General features: G+C 71.7%; 16 protein-coding genes and 1 riboswitch. Of the genes, 4 read left to right on the top strand and 12 right to left on the bottom strand.

Annotated features, from left to right (window positions below; genetic code table 11):
• Nucleotides 1-22: 22 nt before the first annotated feature.
• Entirely contained in the window at nucleotides 23-712 is a 690-nt protein-coding gene (locus FKD65_RS41565) for a CHAP domain-containing protein (protein ID WP_141585361.1), read from the bottom strand.
• 14 nt (nucleotides 713-726) lie between these two features.
• Nucleotides 727-875: riboswitch (cyclic di-AMP (ydaO/yuaA leader) on the bottom strand.
• A gap of 275 nt (nucleotides 876-1,150) precedes the next feature.
• Nucleotides 1,151-2,584 (bottom strand): MFS transporter, encoded by a 1,434-nt coding sequence (locus FKD65_RS41560; RefSeq protein ID WP_205718459.1) that lies wholly within the window; start codon nucleotides 2,582-2,584, stop codon nucleotides 1,151-1,153.
• A gap of 89 nt (nucleotides 2,585-2,673) precedes the next feature.
• Here FKD65_RS41560 and FKD65_RS41555 point away from each other — a divergent pair, with 89 nt between their 5' ends.
• Nucleotides 2,674-3,249, top strand: a complete 576-nt coding sequence (locus FKD65_RS41555; protein WP_141585353.1) for a TetR/AcrR family transcriptional regulator — start codon at nucleotides 2,674-2,676, stop codon at nucleotides 3,247-3,249.
• A gap of 112 nt (nucleotides 3,250-3,361) precedes the next feature.
• On the opposite strand, the gene FKD65_RS41550 is transcribed toward FKD65_RS41555, so the two are convergent.
• A complete protein-coding gene (locus FKD65_RS41550) occupies nucleotides 3,362-4,060 on the bottom strand; it encodes a response regulator transcription factor (RefSeq protein ID WP_141585351.1) in 699 nt (232 codons plus the stop codon).
• A 111-nt stretch (nucleotides 4,061-4,171) separates the two neighbouring features.
• Here FKD65_RS41550 and FKD65_RS41545 point away from each other — a divergent pair, with 111 nt between their 5' ends.
• Together FKD65_RS41545 and FKD65_RS41540 are read left to right on the top strand one after the other, a co-directional pair.
• Entirely contained in the window at nucleotides 4,172-5,659 is a 1,488-nt protein-coding gene (locus FKD65_RS41545) for a GAF domain-containing sensor histidine kinase (protein ID WP_168221366.1), read from the top strand.
• 183 nt (nucleotides 5,660-5,842) lie between these two features.
• Nucleotides 5,843-6,952 carry a hypothetical protein gene (locus tag FKD65_RS41540; protein ID WP_141585346.1) on the top strand — a complete coding sequence of 370 codons (1,110 nt, stop codon included), beginning with the start codon at nucleotides 5,843-5,845 and terminating at the stop codon, nucleotides 6,950-6,952.
• 46 nt (nucleotides 6,953-6,998) lie between these two features.
• Here FKD65_RS41540 and FKD65_RS41535 read toward each other — a convergent pair whose 3' ends face one another.
• The 9 genes from FKD65_RS41535 to FKD65_RS41495 form a co-directional block, all read right to left on the bottom strand.
• Nucleotides 6,999-8,612: an NAD(P)/FAD-dependent oxidoreductase gene (locus tag FKD65_RS41535; protein WP_141585343.1), complete on the bottom strand. Its 1,614-nt coding sequence runs from the start codon at nucleotides 8,610-8,612 to the stop codon at nucleotides 6,999-7,001.
• Nucleotides 8,613-8,630: 18 nt separating this feature from the next.
• Nucleotides 8,631-9,569 (bottom strand): amidohydrolase family protein, encoded by a 939-nt coding sequence (locus FKD65_RS41530; protein WP_141585341.1) that lies wholly within the window; start codon nucleotides 9,567-9,569, stop codon nucleotides 8,631-8,633.
• A gap of 98 nt (nucleotides 9,570-9,667) precedes the next feature.
• A complete protein-coding gene (locus FKD65_RS41525; RefSeq protein ID WP_141585338.1) occupies nucleotides 9,668-10,456 on the bottom strand; it encodes an alpha/beta fold hydrolase in 789 nt (262 codons plus the stop codon).
• A gap of 42 nt (nucleotides 10,457-10,498) precedes the next feature.
• The gene (locus tag FKD65_RS41520; RefSeq protein ID WP_240809852.1) at nucleotides 10,499-11,506 is read right to left on the bottom strand and encodes a PDR/VanB family oxidoreductase; all 1,008 of its coding nucleotides are present in this window, start codon (nucleotides 11,504-11,506) and stop codon (nucleotides 10,499-10,501) included.
• Nucleotides 11,503-12,669 (bottom strand): cytochrome P450, encoded by a 1,167-nt coding sequence (locus FKD65_RS41515; protein WP_141585336.1) that lies wholly within the window; start codon nucleotides 12,667-12,669, stop codon nucleotides 11,503-11,505. Before FKD65_RS41515 ends, FKD65_RS41520 begins: the two co-directional genes overlap by 4 nt.
• Before the next feature lie 309 nt (nucleotides 12,670-12,978).
• A complete protein-coding gene (locus FKD65_RS41510; protein WP_141585334.1) occupies nucleotides 12,979-14,031 on the bottom strand; it encodes an ABC transporter permease in 1,053 nt (350 codons plus the stop codon).
• Nucleotides 14,028-15,533 (bottom strand): sugar ABC transporter ATP-binding protein, encoded by a 1,506-nt coding sequence (locus tag FKD65_RS41505; protein ID WP_141585331.1) that lies wholly within the window; start codon nucleotides 15,531-15,533, stop codon nucleotides 14,028-14,030. The genes FKD65_RS41510 and FKD65_RS41505 overlap by 4 nt, the downstream gene beginning before the upstream one ends.
• Nucleotides 15,526-16,641 (bottom strand): substrate-binding domain-containing protein, encoded by a 1,116-nt coding sequence (locus FKD65_RS41500; RefSeq protein WP_141585329.1) that lies wholly within the window; start codon nucleotides 16,639-16,641, stop codon nucleotides 15,526-15,528. The genes FKD65_RS41505 and FKD65_RS41500 overlap by 8 nt, the downstream gene beginning before the upstream one ends.
• A 420-nt stretch (nucleotides 16,642-17,061) precedes the next feature.
• The gene (locus FKD65_RS41495) at nucleotides 17,062-18,003 is read right to left on the bottom strand and encodes a LysR family transcriptional regulator (RefSeq protein WP_141585326.1); all 942 of its coding nucleotides are present in this window, start codon (nucleotides 18,001-18,003) and stop codon (nucleotides 17,062-17,064) included.
• 77 nt (nucleotides 18,004-18,080) lie between these two features.
• On the opposite strand from FKD65_RS41495, the gene FKD65_RS41490 reads away from it, so the two are divergent.
• The gene (locus FKD65_RS41490) at nucleotides 18,081-18,842 is read left to right on the top strand and encodes an SDR family NAD(P)-dependent oxidoreductase (protein ID WP_141585324.1); all 762 of its coding nucleotides are present in this window, start codon (nucleotides 18,081-18,083) and stop codon (nucleotides 18,840-18,842) included.
• The last annotated feature ends 70 nt before the right edge of the window (nucleotides 18,843-18,912 follow it).

Genomic DNA, 18,912 nt, shown 5'->3' with positions numbered 1-18,912 from the left:
GGGGCCGCTGAGCGGCCCCGGCTCACCGGTACTCGGGGTAGCCGTAGCCGGCGACGGTGGAGGTGTCGCGGACCTTCTGCTTCACCGCGTCACCGGAATTGCCCTCGATGGTCTTGATGGTGCCGTCGTGGTTGTCCTTAACGACGATGCCGACGTGCTCGACACCCTTGATGCCGCCGCCGTTCCAGGCGAAGAAGACCACGGCGCCGGGCTTCGGGGTGTCGCCGAAGCGGCCGGTCTTCTTGAACCACTGGGCGTGGCTGACGGTGTAGGCGTCGGCGCCCATGCCCTTGGTGCCGGTGTGCTGACCCAGCCAGGACACGAACATGTCGCACCAGGACTGGCCCTTGTAGACCGAGGCGCTCTCGGCACCGATGCGGTGGGCGTTCTGCTCGCCCAGCGGCGAGCCGACGTACCAGTCGTTGAACTTGCTGTTGCCCGAGGCGTCCTCGTGGGTGCCGACCTGCGTGCGGGCGAGCTTGATGACGTCCTGCGCGGAGGCGCCGGCCTCGGCGCTCTGGCCGTCGGCCGTGCCGCCGTTGGCGTCGGCCTTGGACACGGAGGCGACGTGCGCGGTGTTCGCGGGCCTGGTGTCCGCCTGGGCGGACGGGGCCAGGGAGGCGAAGCCGAAAGCACCTGCCAGGGAGAGGACGGCTCCTGCGGCGACGCGGGCGCCCATGCGCTTGGTCAGGTCGAAGGTACGAGCGGTCATGCGAAGGTTCTCCTGAGTTCTTCCAGTCCGCCTACCGGGTTAGCTGTCGGGTTCGGGCGTGGAAGTGGCCCTACCGCGGCCCCGCGCATGCGGGGGTGCGGATTCACCCCGGTGTTTCGGTGGGTCCCCGGCTCCGCTAGGCCGTGATCGGCGCTCTGCGGACTCGGCGGCGGACGTGCCTTGATCGGCCGTCCTGATGATCAGGGACTCGATGCGCCCTTCAAGATCTGGTCGGACGCCCCGGACGGGCTTCCCCGTCGGTCACACATCCACAACAGGTTCAAGCGGCCCCATATTTCGTCAAGCACGTCCCAAGTACCTAGCCGACCTGCAAAGACTCCCCAAAACCCCCTAAACGCAAGGGCTCCGGTCCAGTCAAGCCGAAGCATGATTTTCTGTCCGCCCCTCCGCTCAACTGCCCCCACGCCCATGGCTCTGTCAGGTCGTGGTGTTCTCATGAAGGCGCGGGGCCGGGCTCGCAGGCCGTGACGTCTCGACGCTCTTGCTCAGCCAGAGGCCCGTGAACACCGCTGTGACCAAGGTAACGACCCCAGCGACGACGAAGGCGCTGGTGAGCCCCTCCTCGAAGGAGGCACCACCGGACTCCCGCGTGCGGACGACGGCTCCGAGCACCGCCACGCCGAGGACCGCGCCGATCTGCCGGGTGGTGCTGCTGACCCCCGACGCCAGACCGCCCTCCTGCGGGCTGACCGACTGGATGGCGGCGCCGGTCAGCGGGGACATGGTCAGGGCGAAACCGAGACCGACGACGGCCAGCCGCCACCACACGTTCGTGTAGCCGGTGTCGGCGCGCACGAAGCCCAGGGCCACCAGTCCCAGCCCGGCCAGCGTCAGGCCGAGGGTGACCATGATCCGGAAGCCGTACCGGGCGGCGAGCCGGCCCGCGAACGGGCTGATGACGACCATCGCGAGCGTGGCGGGCAGGGTCTGCGCCCCGGCTCGCAGGATCGAGCTGCCCTGGACGTAGACGAAGAACTGGGAGAAGAAGAACGACGAGCCCATGAGCGCGAAACCGACCACGATCATCGCCGTGTTGGAGACCGTGAACAGCCGTTCCCGGAAGAGCCGCAGCGGCAGCATCGGAGCCGAGACCCGTCCTTCGACGACCACGAAGCAGGCGATGATCACGGCCGCGGCGGCGAAACTGCTCAAGATCACAGGCGCGGTCCAGCCGCGGGAGCCGCCCTCGATCAGCCCGTAGGTGAGCGTCCCCACGCCCAGGACGGACAGGACCGTTCCCGGGACGTCGATCCCCGGCGCGCTCGGGTTGCGGGACTCGCCCAGCGCGCGCAGTCCGGCGACCAGCAGGACCGCGCCGACGGGCACGTTGACGAGGAAGATGGCAGGCCAGCCGAAGGCCTCCACCAGGACGCCGCCGGCCAATGGTCCGGCGGCCAGGCCGATTCCACTGAATCCGGCCCACAGCCCGATCGCCCTGACCCGTTCCTGCGGACCCGGATGCGCGGCGACGAGCAGGGCCAGCGAGGCGGGGCTCAGCGCCGCGGCCCCGATGCCCTGGAGCACCCGCCCGACGATCAGCCAGCCGATCGAGGGCGCGGCGGAGCACAGGACGGACGCGGCGGTGAACACCACGACGCCGGACAGGTACATCCTCTTGCGGCCGAAGCGGTCGGCGAAGACGCCGCCGGACAGCAACAGCATGGCGACCAGCAGCACATAGGCGTCGACGATCCACTGCAGCCCGGTCAACTGGGTGTGCAGCCGCTCCTGCATGTCGGGCAGCGCCGCACCGACGATCGTGTTGTCGAGCAGCACCATGAACTGCCCCAGGCAGGTCACCGTGAGCAACGCCGCCCGGTTCGGCACGGCCACCGGCGGTGCAGACCTCATCATTTCCCCCTAAAGCAGTGCTCTACTGCGTTAGGAATCTAGACAGTGGAGCCCATAAACGCAACTGGGAACTGCGCTAAGGTGCGGGCATGGAGGAACGACGGCCGGTCCGGAGGCCCGGCGGGCGCAGCGCCCGTGTCCGGGCGGCGGTGCACGACGCCGTCACGGACCTGGTCGCCGAGCGCGGCTACGGCGAATTCACGGTCGGTGACGTCGCGGCCCGCGCGGGCGTGGCCGACACCAGCGTCTACCGCCGCTGGGGCACCCTGGAGGCGCTGCTCACCGATGTGGTGCTCACGCGTCTGAACGCCCAGTCGCCGATGCCCGACACCGGGACTCTGGCCGGTGACCTGCACGCCTACGCGGCCCAGGTGGCGCGCGAGATCACGGGACCCGACGGCCTGGCGGTGCTGCGCCTGACCGTCGCCCTGTCGAACAGGGGCGAACGGGGGCTGCGGGCGCGCGACGACTTTCTCGCCGAACGCACCCGGTTCGTGCAGGCCATGCTCGACCGCGCCGCCGAACGCGGCGAGCGTCCCCCTGAGGTGCTGGGCGTGCTCGACCACATCATGGCCCCGATGTACATCCGCGTCCTGTTCGGCGCGGGCCCCCTCACCCCGGACTACATCGCCGGGCTGGTCGACGGGTTGCTGGAGCGGGCCTGATCCCCGCCTCATGGCAGAGACGCCGATCAGCCGGACGGTCCATACCTCGCAGTCCGGATGGCGCCACGGTCATCACCGGGTCGCACCTCGGCGCTCGCCCGCCGGAAGACGCCTAACGGGCGTCCAGGTATGCGAGCACCGCCAGGACGCGCCGATGGTCGTCGTTGGTGTCACCGAGCGGGAGCTTGGTGAGAATGCTGTGCACGTGCTTCTCGACCGTTCCCTCGGCGACCCAGAGCTCGCGGGCTATGCCGACGTTGGAGAGCCCCTGCGCCATCAGCGCGAGGACGTCGCGCTCGCGCGGGGTGAGAACGCCCAGGGGATCATCGCGCCGCTGGGCGGCGACGAGTTCCTGCACCAGTGACGGGTCGACGACCGAGCCGCCTCTGATGAGCCGCTGCAGCGTCTCGATGAACTCCGCCACGTCGGTGACGCGGCTCTTGAGCATGTAACCGATCCCCCGCCCGCCGGCGAGCAACTCCATCGCGGGCTCCACCTCGACGTACGCCGAGAGCACCGCGATGCTGATCTGGGGATGCCGGTCCCGGATCGTCCGCGCCGCCCGCAGTCCCTCGTCGGTCTGCGTAGGGGGCATGCGTATGTCGACGATGGCCAGGTCGGGCCGGTGCTCGCCGACAAGGGCGAGCAACTGCGAGGCGTCCTCCGCCTGTCCCACCACATCGAAGCCGGAGCGGCCCAGCAGGCTCGCGATGCCCTCGCGGAGCAGGACGTCGTCGTCCGCCAGCACCACGCGGGTGGGCGCCGAGCCGTCATCGCCCCGCGTCGTCCTGGTGCCTTCGACTGCGTCCATGCAAGGACCAGAATATATGGGCCGTCCGAAACCAGGAAATATGCTGGCCAGATGGTGAGGATTCGGACGAGGCGCGGCAATGGAGCATCGCCCCCGTCCGGTGTGTCCGGGATGGACGGGCCCCGTCGCCTGCGCCTCGCCTTCATCGCGCCGGCGCCCCTCGGAGCCGATCGGGTGATCTCGCCGTGGCCGGCCGCCCACGAGGCACCGGCCGTCCAGGCGGCCCTGGCCTCGGGGACGGGCCCGGTCTTGGCCATCGTCATCATGGCGATCGTCTTCGCCGGCCTGGGGCTCGGCCTGCTTTGCCGGGCGATCATCCGGCGAGGGGGGCCGGCGGCCGTGGACGACCGGTCCACTCCCGGTCCCTCCGGCTCGAGCACGTCCGAGGACCACCCCGGACAGGGCCGGCACCCGCATCGCCCGCCGGACGCCGGGCCCGGCGTGTTCGCGGAACATCCGGCGGAGCCGCCCTTCGAGGGCGAGCAGGCCGCGTTGCGGCGGATCGCGACGCTCGTCGCATCCGGGGCACCGCCGTCCGAGGTGTTCGCCGCGATGGCCAAGGAGATCGCGCTGGCGGCGGGGACCAACGGCGCCTCCCTCTCGCGCTTCGAGGCCGACCGGACGGTCCTGGTGGTGGGCAGGTACAGCCGGGTCGGATCAGGCCTCCCGCTGGGCCGGGTGTCGACCGAGGGCCAGAACCTGGCGACCGAGATCCTTCGCACCGGCAGGCCCAGCCGGATCGACAGCTACGACGACGCCCCTGGCGACCTCGCCGCCGCCCTCCGGCGGTACGGCATCCGCACGGCGGTGGCCGTGCCGGTCGTCGTCAACGGCCGGATCTGGGGGCTCGCCGCCGCCTCCAACCGCGAGGATCCCCTGCCCGACGGGATCGAATGGCGGCTCTCCCGGTTCACCGACCTGCTCGGCACCGCCATCGCCAACGCCCAGGCGCGTGACGACCTGATCGCCTCCCGGGCGCGGGTCGTGGCGGCGACCGACCAGACCCGCCAGCGCATCGAGCGCGACCTGCACGACGGCACCCAGCAGAGACTCATCTCCCTGGCGCTGGATCTGCGCGCCGTGGAGGCCGTCATCCCCGCGGAACTGCCCGAGCTCCGGTCGAGGGTCGCGGCGATCGCCAGCGGGCTGGCCGCCGCGCTCGAGGAGTTGAGGGAGATCTCCCGCGGCATCCACCCCGCCGTCCTGACCGAGGGAGGCCTGCGGCCCGCGCTCAGGGCACTGGCCCGGCGGTGCCCCGTCGCCGTGGATCTCGACGTGCGGATCGGGGGCAGGCTCCCCCAGGCCACAGAGGTCGCCGCCTACTACTTCGTGGCAGAGGCGTTGGCCAACGTCGCCAAGCACGCGCGCGCCACGTCCGTCCGCGTCCGGGCCAAGGTCAGGGACGACGGGCTGGCCCTGTGCGTGAGCGACGACGGCCTGGGAGGCGCGGACCCCTCGGCGGGCTCGGGGCTGGTCGGCCTCACCGACCGGATCGAGGCGCTGGGCGGAACGATCGCGATCAACAGCCCTCCCGGCGGCGGCACCCGGTTGGACGCCCTGCTGCCCGTCGGCCCCGCTCCGGCCGCGCATGCCGGGTAGCAGGTATCCCGCGTACCCGTTCGCCCCCGCTGAGGGTTGGCGGCTGGCCCCGATGACGCGAGGGCCTGCGAACGACCAGGCTGGCGGTATCGCCGGCAACGTCGACCGCGAGGGGCCCGGCAGCGGCCGCAGCCCCTCGGGGCGCGCGGGCCGGGCATCCGGGTCGCAAGCGAGGGAGCCATCATGATCAAGAACATCGTGCCTCGGCGCGGCGGCGCGGCGGAAGGGAAGGTGGAGGCCCTCGGCCGCCGCCCGGCCGTCCGCCCCTTCGACCGCGGGCAGGAGCTTCGGGAGGTCGCGGACTCGCCACTGTCCATCGCCGTGGCCGGGCTCCGCGGCAAGACGTGCACGGGCGCGATGCTCGCCCATATCCTGAGCGTCCTCGAAAGCGCGCCTTCCTGGATCCTCGGGGCAGACCTGGTCGGCTACGGTCTCCGGTCGCGGGCCGAGCAGGGCGCAGGGGGTCCGCTGATTCTGGAGGCCTCCCCGTCCGCGGTGCCCGAGCCCGCACCCGACCTTTGCGTGTTCGGCGGGGCCGGTCCCGGCGAGCCGCCTCCATGGATCGGCCAGGTCGCCACGGTGATCGCCCCTCACAGGGAGAAGGCACGGCTGGAGGGCCTCGCGGAGGGCTTCGGCCTCGACAACCTGGTGACCTACGGTCCCGGTCCCGGAGCGACCTGGACCGTGGACTCCCGGTGGTCCGGGAGCGGGTGCCGCATCGTCGCCCGGGGCCCGAACCGCGAAGTCCTCTGGGCGGACGTGCCCGTGCCCGCACACGCCGACAACGCCATGGGGGCGCTGGCCGCCGCCATGGCTCTCGGGATAGCCCCCATGGAGGCGGCCGGGGCCCTGGAGAGCTACCAGGGGGTGCGCCGGCACCTGACCATCGCGGGCCGGACGCGCTCGGTGACCGTGATCGACTCGGTGGCCCGCCACCATGACTCGATCAGCGCGGACCTCGCCGCCGCCCGGGAACTGGCGGGCGGGCAGGGCCGGGTCCGCGTCCTGGCGGTCGCCGATCCCCCGCTCGCGCACACCGTCACGGCCTCCGCGGGGCGGGCCGCCGAACAGGTCGTGACGCTTCGGCCCGCCGGGTCCTCGCGCGGCATCGACCGCATCGTCGGTGCCCGGCGCTCCCACACAGGCCGGGCGGTCAGGGAGATCACCGATCAGGCCCGGCCGGGGGACGTGGTCGTGGTCCTCGGCACCGAGCCGCCCGTCGAGCACCTCGCCGGTGAGGTGCTCGAGGGCCTCGGCGGCGCGGGGCCCCGGGCCTACCGGATGGCCTCCTGAACCGACGGCCCACGGGCCCGCACCGTCCGGGGCCGCCCGGCCACGACTACCGGCGCGCGCGGCTCCGTCGCCGACCGCCGCCACGGGCGTCCCGGAGCACCTGCCGCGCGGTCAGACGCCCGGACGCCGCGTTGGTGCCGGCGCCCGGCCAGGTCGCCGCGCCGGTCAGGTAGAGCCCGGGGACCGCGGTGCGGTAGCGGCTGTGCCCGGCGAGCGGACGGGACATGAAGTTCTGGGTGAGGTGGTGGCTGCCGGCCCCGTTGTCTCCGCCGACCAGGTTCGGGTTCGCCTCCTCCAGATCCCGGGGGGTGAGCGCGGCGGACGCCGCGACCAGGCCGGTGACACCGGGCGCGTACCGCTCCAGCTTCGCCAGCACCCGTTCGGTCATCGCGTCGGCGACGTCCGGCCATTGCCGCCCCCGGACGACGCCGGCGGCGTCGCCGCGGATCTCCGCCGGCACCGCGCGGACCTGGACCCACAGCGTGTCGCGGCCGGCGGGCGCGCGGCCGGGGTCGATCGCCGAGGTCTGCCCGACGACGAGCAGCGGATCGGCGGGCAGCAGCCCGGCCTGCGCCTCCGCGTAGGTGCGGGCCAGGTCGTCGACGTACGGGGCGATGTGGACGTAGCCGAAACGGGAGAGGTCTCCACCCGCGGCCCACGGCACCGGGCCGTCCAGCGCCAGGTGGAGCATCAGCGTTCCGGGACCGTTCCGGTAGGCGCGGACCCCCCGCCGGACACTCGCGGGAACCGCCGCCGGTGGGAGCAGCCGTTCGTAGAGAGCGCGCGGCCCGACGTTGGCGATCACCGCTCGGCGCGCCGCCAAGCGGGTGCCGTCGGTCGTGCGGACCCCGACCGCGCGCCCGTCGCGGCACAGGACGCGGTCGACCTCCACCCCGGTGCGGACGGTCCCGCCGTGCTCGGCGACGACCGCGGCGAGCGCCTCCGGCAGGCGTCCCGCCCCTCCCTCCACCACGGCCATCCCGGTCTCCATGTCAGAGAAGATCTCCAGGATCGGGAATACGGCACCGCCCGCGACGTCGGGGGCGAAGTCGAGATGCATCCCCCAGCAGGCCGCCATCGCCCGCGCCTCCGGGGTGGCGAACCGGGACTCTCCCAGCTCCCGGGTGCTCATCAGCAGCGTCCGTACCAGCTCACCCGTCCCGCGGAGCCTGTGCCGCGCCAGCAGGCGCACCGCCTCACGGGCGGCCGCGGCCGACGGCAGGGCACAGCCGTAGAACCCGAACAGGTGCGGGGCGAACCGCTGGTAGAAGCGGTACAGGTCGGCGAACCCTTCGGCGTCAGCGGCGTCGTGCGCGGCCAGCCCGTCGAGGGTGCGTTCGTAGTCGCGGTAGACCCGCAGGCTCCGGCCACCGGGGAACGCGTTCGCGAACGGCCGGTCGCAGACCCGGAAGCGCAATCCGTGGCGGGCCAAGTCGGGGCCGAAGTCGGCGTGGGCCCGGGACGCGACGAAGAGGTTCTGGTTGGTGGCGTACAGGTCGTGCACGAACCCCGGAAGGGTGACCTCCCCGCTGGCGATGGCACCGCCGACGGCGCCGGCCTGTTCCAGGACGGCGACCGACCAGCCGGCGCGCACCAGGTAGAGCGCCGCCACCAGCCCGTTATGGCCGCCTCCGATGACGACGGCGTCGTACTCTTCCATCTGCCTCGTCACTCCCTTCTACCACCCGAGCAGCGCTTCGGCGTTGCCCACCCCGGCGCGCCGGATGAACGCCGTTCCGCGGTGGGCGACGAGGCCGGCCGGGTCGGCGGTCCCCATCGGGAACGGCCAGTCGCTGCCGAGCACCATCCGGTCGGCCCCGAAGACCGTGACGGCCAGGTCGACCACGGCCGGGTCGTGGGCCAGGCAGTCGACGAAAAGCCGCCGGAGTGCGTGCGCGGGGGGTTCGATCTCGGACGGTACCCCCGGCCTGGCGGTGTCCGCGCCGCGCTGCCACCGGCCGGCCACGGCCGGCACGACGCCCCCGCAGTGGACGAGGAGCACCTTGAGCGCCGGGTGACGCGACAGCACGCCGCCGAACACCAGTTGCGCCGCCGCCAGCCCGGTCTCGGACGGGTTGCCGAGCAGGTTCCCGAGGTAGAACTCGCGCAGCCGGATGTCGGGCGACGCCCCAGGGTGCAGCAGGAGCGGGCGTCGGTCGGCCTCCAGCGCCGCCCAGAGCGGGTCCAGGCGGGAGTCGGCCAGGGACGCCGAGAGGCCTCCGGCGGCCGCCGCCACCCCGACGAAACGGCGGTCGCGCCCGATGCGCCGGTACTCGGCGATGGCCGCCTCGGGGTGCTCCAGCGGAAGGTACGCCAAGGGGGCCAGCCGCGGTGCCCCAGCGACGGCGGCGAGCAGCCCTTCGTTCGCCACGCGCACCCAGGCGGGCGTCCATTCGATCGGCAGCGTCTGCCGGAAGAAGGGCGGTGGCAGCGAGACCACCGCGCCGTCCAGGCCGGCCTTGTCCAGGTGCTCCTCCAGGCGTTCCGCGTGGTAGAGGTCCACCGGTCCGACGGGGCGGCCGTCGACCGCGAGGGCGCCGTCCGGCGCGCGCTCGATCCCCGGCGGAAGCTCTCCGAGAGCCGGGGCCAGATGGGTGTGCAGGTCGTAGCCGGGCATTGGTCGGTCAGTCCTCCTTGTCTTCGCCGCGGCCGCCGATCGCGCGATCGGTGCGCGCGGCGCGGGGCGGACGGTGAGCCGCGGGCCGCGCGGCCCGCTCAGGCCAGGAAGCGGCCGAGCACGGAGGCCAGCTCGCGGGGCCGTTCCAGGGGGACGAGATGGCCGCACCCCGCTATCTCGGCCAGCACCACGCGCGTCCCCAGCCCGATCATCCGTCCCGCGTCCTCCCCGCTCAGGACGGAGCTGTGCTGTCCACGGACGAGCAGCGTCTCCCGCTCGTTGCGCCGCCACGTCTCCCAGTGGTCCTCGTCCTGGAACTGCCACCGCACGAGCAACGCGGGATCGATCTTCTTCTGGAACCCCTCAGGGCAGGGCGCCGTCGAGAGGAAGGCCTCGCGTTCGGCCACCTCCGGCGCCGCCCCCGGCGCGATGGCCATCACGGCCTCCACGCCGTCGGCGGCGGTGCGGAACGTCCCTCGCAGCGGCGGCAGCTCCAGGGCGGACCGGCTCGACGAGGGCGGTATGTCGATCACCGCGATCCTGTCGACACGGCGGTCGCGTTTCGCCAGTTCCAGGGCGATCAGCCCGCCCCAGGAGAAGCCGACGACCCGGACCCGCCGGAGGCCGAGCCGGTCGATGACCGCGGTGAGCTGCTCGGCCTGGGCGGCGGACGAGTAGTCCCGGTTCTCGATCCATGAGCTGTCCCCGTAGCCGAGCAGGTCGGCCGACGCCCACCCGAGCGTGCGCGGCAACGCGTCGATCGTCGCCTCGAACGTCCAGGCGGAGCCGCCCGCGCCGTGCAGGAACAGCGTGTCGATCAGACCGTCACCGTGCAGGACGTGGCTCCGGCGGTCACCGACCGAGACGTAGCAGTGGTTCACCCGCATCGCATTCTCCCTTGGGTGCCCGTCCGAAGGCCGTGGGCGGGATCACAGGTCCAGTACCAGCCGCGGTCCCGCGGCGCGGGAAACGCAGATCATCATCCGGTCTCCGGCCGCCCGCTGCTCGTCGGTCAGATAGGCGTCGCGGTGGTCGACCGCCCCGTCCAGCACCGGGGTCTCGCACGTGCCGCAGGTCCCCTCCGAGCACGAGTACATGACCCCGACCCCGGCCTCCTCGGCGACGTCGACGATCCTCTCGCCGGGCCCGACGACCAGCGTGACGCCGCTCAGCTCGCAGACGACCTCGAACGGGGCGGCCCCCGCGGGTTCCGCGGCCGCCCGGTTGCGGAACCGCTCGATGCGGAGGGTGTCCCGCGGCCAGGGGGCGGCGCGGCGTGTCACCGCCTCCAGCAGCCCCTCGGGGCCGCAGCAGTAGACGAGCGTGCCATCCGCCGGCGTGCCCAGGATCGCGTCCAGGTCGAGCAGGCCGCAGACGTCCTGCGGGACCAGCGTCACGCGGTCGCCATAGCCCGCCAGCTCCTCCAGGAACGCCATCGAGTCCCGGGATCCCCCGCCGTAGTAGAGGTGCCAGGCCGCTCCCCGCCGCTCCGCCTCGGCCAGCATCGGCAGGATCGGGGTGACGCCGATCCCTCCGGCGACGAAGACGTATCGCCGCGCCGCGGCGAGGGCGAAGTTGTTCCGCGGCCCGCGGACCCGCACCTCGTCGCCGACCTGGAGGACGTCATGGACGTGGGCGGATCCGCCCCTGCTGTCGGTCTCCCTCAGGACGCCGATCCGCCACACCGTGTTCCGGCGCGGGTCACCGCACAGGGAGTACTGCCGGATCAGGCCGTTCTCGAGAACGAGGTCGATGTGGGCGCCGGGTGACCAGGCGGGCAGCTCTCGCCCGTCCGGCGCGGTGAGTTCGAGGACGGCCACGCCGCGCGCGGCGGCGGCCTTGCCGGCGACGCGGAGGGTCAGCTCGGCCTCGCCGGTTCCCGCGGCGGGTTCGCGGTCGCGCGCGGCGGCGGAACTGGTGATCGCGCTCGCGGTCACGCCGCCTCCGCGTCCCAGACGAGCGTCAGCTTCTTGAAGCCTCTCGCGAAGAAGATGGTGTCCCGGACGGCGGCCTCCGCATCGTGGTCGAGCCGCAGACCGGGAAGGCGCTCGAGAAGCCGGGGGATGGCGATCCTCAACTGGAGCCTGGCGAGCGGCGCGCCGAGGCACGCGTGCACGCCCTTCCCGAAGGCCAGGTGGGTGGCCGCCGAGTCGCGCGCGACGTCGAAGGCGTCGGGATCGGCGAACACGCTCTGGTCCCGGTTTCCCGAGCCCCAGTGCACCATGATCCGCGCTCCGGCAGGAAGGGTGACGCCGCCCAGCACGGTGTCCTCGCGGACGGTGCGGAACAGCCCCTGCGCCGGCGACTCGAACCGGAGGACCTCCTCGACCATCGTCGGGATCAGGGCGGGGTCACGGCGAACCCTCTCCAGCTGGTCCGGAGCCGCCAGCAGGGTCGTGAGAGCGTTGCCGATGGCACGGGTCACGGTGACGTGACCGGCGATGATCAAATTCATCGGGACCCGCATCGCCTCCACCATCGTGAGCGGATCGCCGCCGGCGATGCGGGCGGTGAGGAGTTCGGCCATGAGGTCCGAGCCGCCCTCGCGCTCCCTCCGGCCCAGCTCTTCCATGAAGTAGCGCTGCATGGAGACGACGTCCAAGGCGCAGGCCATCAGCTCCTCCAGCGGATCGGTCGCCTGCATCAGCCGCAGCCAGCTGTAGCTCCAGCGGTGGAGCAGCGGGACGTCCTTCCTGGGGACGCCGAGGATGTCGGCGATGGCGGCCAGCGGCAGGTGCCACGCGAACCGCTCGATGATGTCGGCCCGCCCCTCGGCCACGAAGCCGTCGATGAGCTCGTCGGTCATCCGCCGGACCGGGCCCTCCATCTCCTGGATGCGCCGGGGGGTGAACGCCTTCGAGACCAGCAGCCGAAGGCGGCGGTGCACGTCTCCGTCGCTGTCGGTCAGGGTCGGCGACAGCGGCCATCCCTCCGCGAGGACCGCGAGCACCGGAGCCGGAAGGGGCCGTACCGATGCCCGCACCGCGTTCTCGGAGGAGAACGTCTTGGTGTCCCTGACGACCGCCAGCACGTCCTCGTGCCGGGTGACGATCCACAGATCGTGCTCCTGCGCGTAGAACACCGGGCACTCGGCGCGCATCCGGGAATAAAGGGGGTAGGGGTCAGCCAATTGCTCGGGCGAGAGCGGGTCGAAGTGGACCGGGCACTCATTTATCACTGGACACCTCCGGGTCGCGATTGAGGAAGAATTCGTACGGAATGTTCGATACGAACATCGACGCACTTCTCCTCAGCGTATGCATTAATCCCGTCACGCGGAAACAATCATCACCGATATCGGCCATTGACCCCGATGATGATCCTGGGGAGGAGGGGGCCCGCCACGGCGCGCGAGCGGTTCAGGCCACCGCGACGGATCCCGGCGCCACGTGCGGGCGGACCGGGCGGCCTAGCCGCTCGCCTGCCCGAGCGCCGCCGCGGCACGCCTGCGCCGCTGGGCGCTGAACTGCGCTATCGCCACCGCGATCAGCAGAGCGCAGCCGTTGAAGAACTGCTCGATGTAGAACGCGGCTCCGAGTTGCTGCAACCCGGTTATCCCGGTCGCCAGGAAATACACGGCGATAAGTGTTCCCCAGGCGTTGAACCGGCCTGGGCGAAGTACCGCCGCGCCGAGGAAGACACCGGCGAACGCCGGGAGCAGGAACTGCCCGCCGACCTCCGGGCTCGCGGCGCCGAGAATCATCACCTGCAGTACCCCGGCGAACCCCGAGATGACACCGGCGATGACGAAGGACGTGATCGTCATCCGCCGGACGTTGATTCCGGACAGCAGCGACGCGCGGGAATTGCCGCCCACGGCGAACGCCCGCCGCCCCCAGCGCGTGTACTCCAGCAGGGCCCACAACGCCAGGACGATGACGAGGACGTACACGAACGGCAACGGGACCCCGGCCGCGCTCGACCGGCCGGCATCGGTGAAGGCGCCGGGGAACGCCCCGATGATCTGGCCGCCGCCCGTGTACAGCTGCGTCAGCCCCACGGCGAGCGTTCCGGTGGCGAGGGTCGTGACGAACGCGTTGATCCGGACGACCGCCACGAGCAGGCCGTTGACCACGCCGAAGACGCCGCCCACCACCAGGACGACCAGCAGCGCGAGCCCGGCCGGCAGCCCCTGCTTCACGATGAGCCCCGCGCACAGCGCCTGCGCCAGCCCGAACTGGGAGGCCACGGACAGGTCGAACTGGCCGACCACCAGCGGCACCAGGGCGGCCAGCGCGAGGATGGCGACGACGGCCTTCGTCGAGGCGATGGTCTGGGCCGTCAGCGGTCGCAGGAACACGTCGGTGTTGAGGACCGCGAAGACGACGATGAGAAGCGCCCAGACGACGAGCAGCCCGTACCGCGCGCCCATCCTGGCCACGAGGTCGCGGGAGGACCCCTGCGCGCCGCCCGCCGATCCGGACGGCGCGTCCTGCTTCGCCGTGGCCCTTGAGGTGGTCATGCGACCTCCCGTGCTCGGTAGCTCTCTGAGATCAGACGCTGTTCGGTGAGGTCGGCGCCGCTCAGCACGGCGCCGACCCGGCCCTCGCGCATGACGACGGCGCGGTGCGCCTCGGACACGACCTCGGTGAAGTCCGTCGAGGCGAGCACCACCGGCACTCCCGTGTCCGCCGTCTGCCGGATGAGTCGGTGGATCGCCACCCGGGCCCCGATGTCCACGCCGACGGTCGGATCGTCGAGCACGAGCAGCCCGGGGGCGCCCGACAGGGCCCGGCCGATCGCGACCTTCTGCTGGTTGCCGCCGCTCAGCGTGACCACCGGCAACTCGGACGCCTGGGGCGGCCGGACGTCGTAGCGGGCGATCAGGTCGTCCGCGGCCCGCCGCTCACGGCGCGGCCGCAGGACCCGTCCGCCGTGGCAGTAGTGCGCGAGGAAGAGGTTCTCCCGGACGCACAGGTCGGGCGCGATGCCCTCCTGCCGGTCCCCCGCCACGTAGCGGCTGCCCCGGCCCGCCGCGCCCACGGGGTCGCCGAGGGGGAACCGCCGCCCGCGCAGCGACGCCGTCCCCTCCTGGGGGCGCTGGGCCCCGGCGAGGCAGCGCACCACCTCGCGAGCACCCGAGCCGACCAGTCCGGTGAACGCGACGACCTCGCCCGCGCCGACCGTGAAGTCCAGAGGGGCGTGGTGGGCCGTGGCGCGCAGATCCTTGACCCGCAGCACCGGCGTGCCCGAAGACGCGTGCGACTCACCGCTGCGGGGCGCCAGCGCGGCGACGTACCGGCCGACGAGCCATTCGACCAGCTGGTCGTGCGTCACGTCGGCGGGGCGCGCGGACGCGACGCGCCGCCCGTCCCGCAGCACCGTGACGGCGTCCGCCATGTCGAACACCTCCCCCAGCCGGTGCGTCACGAAGAGGAAGGCCGTGCCCTGCCGGCATGCCTGGTGGAGCAGGTCCTTCAGCCGCGCGACCTCGGGTGTGGGAAGGCTGGCGGTCACCTCGTCGAGGACGATGAGGTGCGCCTCGGCCGAGAAGGCCCGCGCGACCGCCACCATCACCTTCTCGGCCTGGGCGAGGTCGCCGACGCGCCGGCGCGGATCGATGTCCACGCCCAGCCGGCCGAGCACCTCGCGGACCCGGCGCCGCGAGGCTCCGAAGCGGATGAGTCCGCCCCGGGAGCTGAAATCCGACGTGAGGCAGATGTTCTCGGTGACGTCCAGATCGTCGACGAGGCCGAGGTCCTGGTGCACGAACCGCATCCTGGCCGCGGCGGCGTCGGCGAGGCGGTGCCGCGGCCGCAGCGGCCTGCCCGCCACGGTCACCCGGCCCGCGTCCGCCGCATGGACGCCGGCGAGGATCTTGATGAGCGTGGACTTGCCGGCCCCGTTCTCACCCAGCAGGGCGTGGATCTCGCCCGGGGCGATCCGCAGGTCCACGCCGTTCAGGACCGTCTGGCCGAGGAACGACTTGGTCAGGCCGTCGACGCGCAGGGCCGGTTCAGTCATTCGCCGCAGTCCCCGTCGTCCAGCGCTCGGTGAGGTGCTTCCTGAAGTCGGCCTCGGTCTCCCACAGCTCCGCGGGCATGGTGCCCTTGGTGAACAGGCGGCTTGGCAGGACGTAGTCCCGTCCCGGCTCGCCGCTCAGCGCCCTGATGAGCAGGTCGGCGGCCAGCCAGCCCTGGAGCGAGTAGCTCTCGACGATGTCCATCGCCTGGACGCCGGTCCGCACGAGCCGGTAGTTCGGGCTGTTGCCGTCGTAGCCGACGAGCTTGACGGCGCCGGCGCGGCCCGCCATCTGGATGCCCTGGGAGGCGAACAGCGAGTGGTTGTCCGTGGCGCCCACGACGTACCCGGCGTCGGGGTGCTTCTGGAGCGCGGCGGTGATCGCGCCCGGCAGCCGGGTCGACAGCGTCGCGAGCGTCGAGTTGACGGTCGCCACCACCTCGCACCCGCCGCACTTCTTCAGCCGGGAGTTGAACGCGGTGCTGCGCTGGCCGAGCTCGACGAACTCCGCGTCGACGACCTCGATGACCTTGGCCTTGCCCTTGGAGTCGGCGATGATCCAGTTGGCCGCGAGCTCGCCCTGGGCGGGATGGTCGGGCCTGACGTGGCCGTAGATCCCATCGCCCGCGACGACCGGCTGGAACATCGTCACCACGGGGATGTCGGCGGCCTCGGCCTTGGCGAGGGCGTCCTTCACCAGCGCCGGCGCCACCGCGGACAGGACGATCGCGTCGGCCTTGGTGGTGATCGCGTTGAGGATCGCCGAGTTCCACACCGCCGGATCGCCCTTGCCGTCGATAACCTTGACCTCCCAGCCGAACTGGCGGGTCGCCTCCCCGACGGCCTGGGCGGACAGCGGGCAGCCGTCCCCCTCGTTCGTGCACGTGACCGCGACGATGCGCTTGTTCCGCGGGGCCTTGGGGGACTTGTCCGGAAGCGTCAGCGAGGTCACCGGCGCGGACCCGGCGGTGACGGCCTTCACGGCCTCGGGGACGATCGAGCCGCCGGCCTCGCCGGCCGGTGCACCGGAGCCCGATCCCTCACCGGACGAGCAGGCGCCGAGTGCGAGGGCCCCGGCGAGGAGCACCGCCGCCCCTTTCCATCGATACATTTCGAGCCTCCTAGGTCACCACGCAGCGGATCGGATGGTCGAGCACCTCTGGACGGGGGCGTCCGGCTCGACGGCTACTCGTGTCCGGCCGGGACGGCCGGAGAAAACGGAGGGGAGCCCGTCAGGGAGAGGGGTCCGGCGTGGGGCGGGCATTCGGCATCCGCGCGCCACCCACCGAACGAAGTGGTCGGCGAATCGTCCTGGGGTCCGGGTCGTGTCAGCCCGGACATGGTGGCGGGCGTCAGATCATCGGATGATCCGGGATGCCCGCTCTCCGTTCTCATCGTTCGACACGGACTCTAAGGCCGACAGATCAGTGGCGGAAGCGCGTGCTGTCGATACACATCATCACCACCGCTGATACCGGGGAGCCGTTTCCGCGGACCGCCGGCCAGTTTCGCGCGACCTCGGTTCCGGGGGTCACAGGCTCCGCGCGAGTTGGACGATCCGGCCCCGCAGCCATCGGTGGGCCGGGTCCTCCGTTCGCCGGGGGTTCCAGTAGAGCGTCTCGTGAATGGAGCGCAGGGGCAGCGGGCAGTCGACGATGCGGAGCCGTGCCACGTCGGCGAGCTGCTTCGCGAGCCGCTCCAGCGCGAAGCTCGCCAGCCGGGTGCCCCCGACCAGGAACGAGGCGACCACGAACTCCTGCGCGGTGACGTCGACCTGGAGCCGCAGCCCGAGCGCCTCGAGCTCCGAGTCGACGATCGACAGGATGCCCGCGCTGTAGGCGACGAACCGCAGGGAGGCGAGCTGCTCGACCGTCACCGTCTCCCCCACATCGGGGTTGTCCCGGTCGACGATCAGTACGTAGCGATCGGTGAACAGCGGCTCGTACGGAAAGGCGACCCTGCCCCGGGACAGCTCGGTCGGGATGATGACCATGTCGGCATGGCCCCGGCGGAGCCGGTCGGCGAAGTCCGGCTCGAACGACCGGACTCCGATACGGACGTGCGGCGCCTCTTCCGCGATCGCCGCCAGCAGCGGGCGCAGGAGAACCATGGTGACGTAGTCCGCCGCCATAATGGTGAACGCCGCGTGGTCCTTTCGCGGATCGAAGTCCGGGGAGCGCACGAAGACCGCCTCCGCCGCAGAGAGCGCCTCCCGCACCGGATCGACCAATGTCTCGGCCAGCGGCGTCCGCACCAGGTTTCGCCCCTGTCTGATCAACAACTGGTCGTCGAAATGCCTCCGCAGTCTGGCCAGTGACGCGCTCATCGCGGGCTGGCCGACGGAGGTGCGCTCGGCCGCCCGCGTGACGTTGCATTCACTGAGCAACGCGTCCAGGGCGACGAGAAGGTTGAGATCGATGCTCGCGAGCCCCACGGCGCCCCCCAGCGAGACCATCGGCCGGATCGATGACATCCATCGATATCAATCGTTTCTGATCCACCAACGCTACCAGTACGTTCATCGCCGAGACCTGGCGAAAGGACGGCCCGATGGAGCACAGGCGAGAGAACGACGAAGTGGTCATCGTCACGGGCGGCGCCAAGGGCATCGGCCTGGCGTACTGCGAGGCGCTCGGCCGGGCCGGCTACCGCGTCGCGGTCGCCGACATCACCGACCCCGGGCAGGTCGTGGCGCTGATCAACGACGCCGGCGGGGAGGCGATGGCCGTCGAGGTCGACGTCACCGACGAGGCGGCCACGTACCGGATGGCCGAGGCGGTCGCCGAAAGATGGGGCCGGATCGACGGACTGGTCAACAATGCCGGATATTTCTCCTCCATCGAGAAGACGCCGTTCGACCAATTGGACGTCGACGAGTGGGACCTGGTATTCCAGGTCAATGTCCGCGGCACCTGGCTGTGCTGCCGATCGGTTTTTCCCTATATGCGGGACCGCGGTTACGGAAAGATCATCAACACCTCGTCGATGACCGTCGCCACCGCCGTTCCCCACTTTCTTCACTATGTCGCCTCCAAATCCGCGATAGTGGGGCTCACCCGGGCTCTGGCGCGCGAGGCCGGGGCGTACGGAATCGCGGTGAACACCATCTCCCCGTGCTACGTTCCGCACGATCCGGCCTATGCGTCCCGGCAGGACGCCGCCATGGGAGAAACGATCATCAGGGAGCGCTGCCTCCAGCGCGAGATGACACAGGACGACCTGGTCGGCACGATGCTCTACCTCATCGGCCACGGCTCGGACTTCGTCACCGGCCAGAACCTCTACGTCAACGGCGGCCGGGCGTTCACCTGAGCAGTCCGGTCGCGCACACCAGGGCCGCGCGCCGTCTCGACGGCGCCCCATCGCATACATCCGCAGGGGG

This window comes from Actinomadura sp. WMMA1423 (genome assembly GCF_006547145.1).
GTDB lineage: Bacteria > Actinomycetota > Actinomycetes > Streptosporangiales > Streptosporangiaceae > Spirillospora.
Note: the sequence above shows the minus strand (reverse complement) of the source record. Positions and strands in the feature narration are given on the sequence as shown.

Bases quoted from the DNA above. Each gene is read 5' to 3' on its own strand.
- FKD65_RS41510 (WP_141585334.1), bottom strand. From the start codon at position 14,031: ATGACCACCTCAAGGGCCACGGCGAAGCAGGACGCGCCGTCCGGATCG.
- FKD65_RS41560 (WP_205718459.1), bottom strand. From the start codon at position 2,584: ATGAGGTCTGCACCGCCGGTGGCCGTGCCGAACCGGGCGGCGTTGCTC.
- FKD65_RS41555 (WP_141585353.1), top strand. From the start codon at position 2,674: ATGGAGGAACGACGGCCGGTCCGGAGGCCCGGCGGGCGCAGCGCCCGT.
- FKD65_RS41525 (WP_141585338.1), bottom strand. From the start codon at position 10,456: ATGCGGGTGAACCACTGCTACGTCTCGGTCGGTGACCGCCGGAGCCAC.
- FKD65_RS41500 (WP_141585329.1), bottom strand. From the start codon at position 16,641: ATGTATCGATGGAAAGGGGCGGCGGTGCTCCTCGCCGGGGCCCTCGCA.
- FKD65_RS41545 (WP_168221366.1), top strand. From the start codon at position 4,172: ATGGACGGGCCCCGTCGCCTGCGCCTCGCCTTCATCGCGCCGGCGCCC.
- FKD65_RS41490 (WP_141585324.1), top strand. From the start codon at position 18,081: ATGGAGCACAGGCGAGAGAACGACGAAGTGGTCATCGTCACGGGCGGC.
- FKD65_RS41535 (WP_141585343.1), bottom strand. From the start codon at position 8,612: ATGGAAGAGTACGACGCCGTCGTCATCGGAGGCGGCCATAACGGGCTG.
- FKD65_RS41530 (WP_141585341.1), bottom strand. From the start codon at position 9,569: ATGCCCGGCTACGACCTGCACACCCATCTGGCCCCGGCTCTCGGAGAG.
- FKD65_RS41515 (WP_141585336.1), bottom strand. From the start codon at position 12,669: ATGCGCGCCGAGTGCCCGGTGTTCTACGCGCAGGAGCACGATCTGTGG.
- FKD65_RS41550 (WP_141585351.1), bottom strand. From the start codon at position 4,060: ATGGACGCAGTCGAAGGCACCAGGACGACGCGGGGCGATGACGGCTCG.
- FKD65_RS41495 (WP_141585326.1), bottom strand. From the start codon at position 18,003: ATGTCATCGATCCGGCCGATGGTCTCGCTGGGGGGCGCCGTGGGGCTC.
- FKD65_RS41540 (WP_141585346.1), top strand. From the start codon at position 5,843: ATGATCAAGAACATCGTGCCTCGGCGCGGCGGCGCGGCGGAAGGGAAG.
- FKD65_RS41505 (WP_141585331.1), bottom strand. From the start codon at position 15,533: ATGACTGAACCGGCCCTGCGCGTCGACGGCCTGACCAAGTCGTTCCTC.
- FKD65_RS41565 (WP_141585361.1), bottom strand. From the start codon at position 712: ATGACCGCTCGTACCTTCGACCTGACCAAGCGCATGGGCGCCCGCGTC.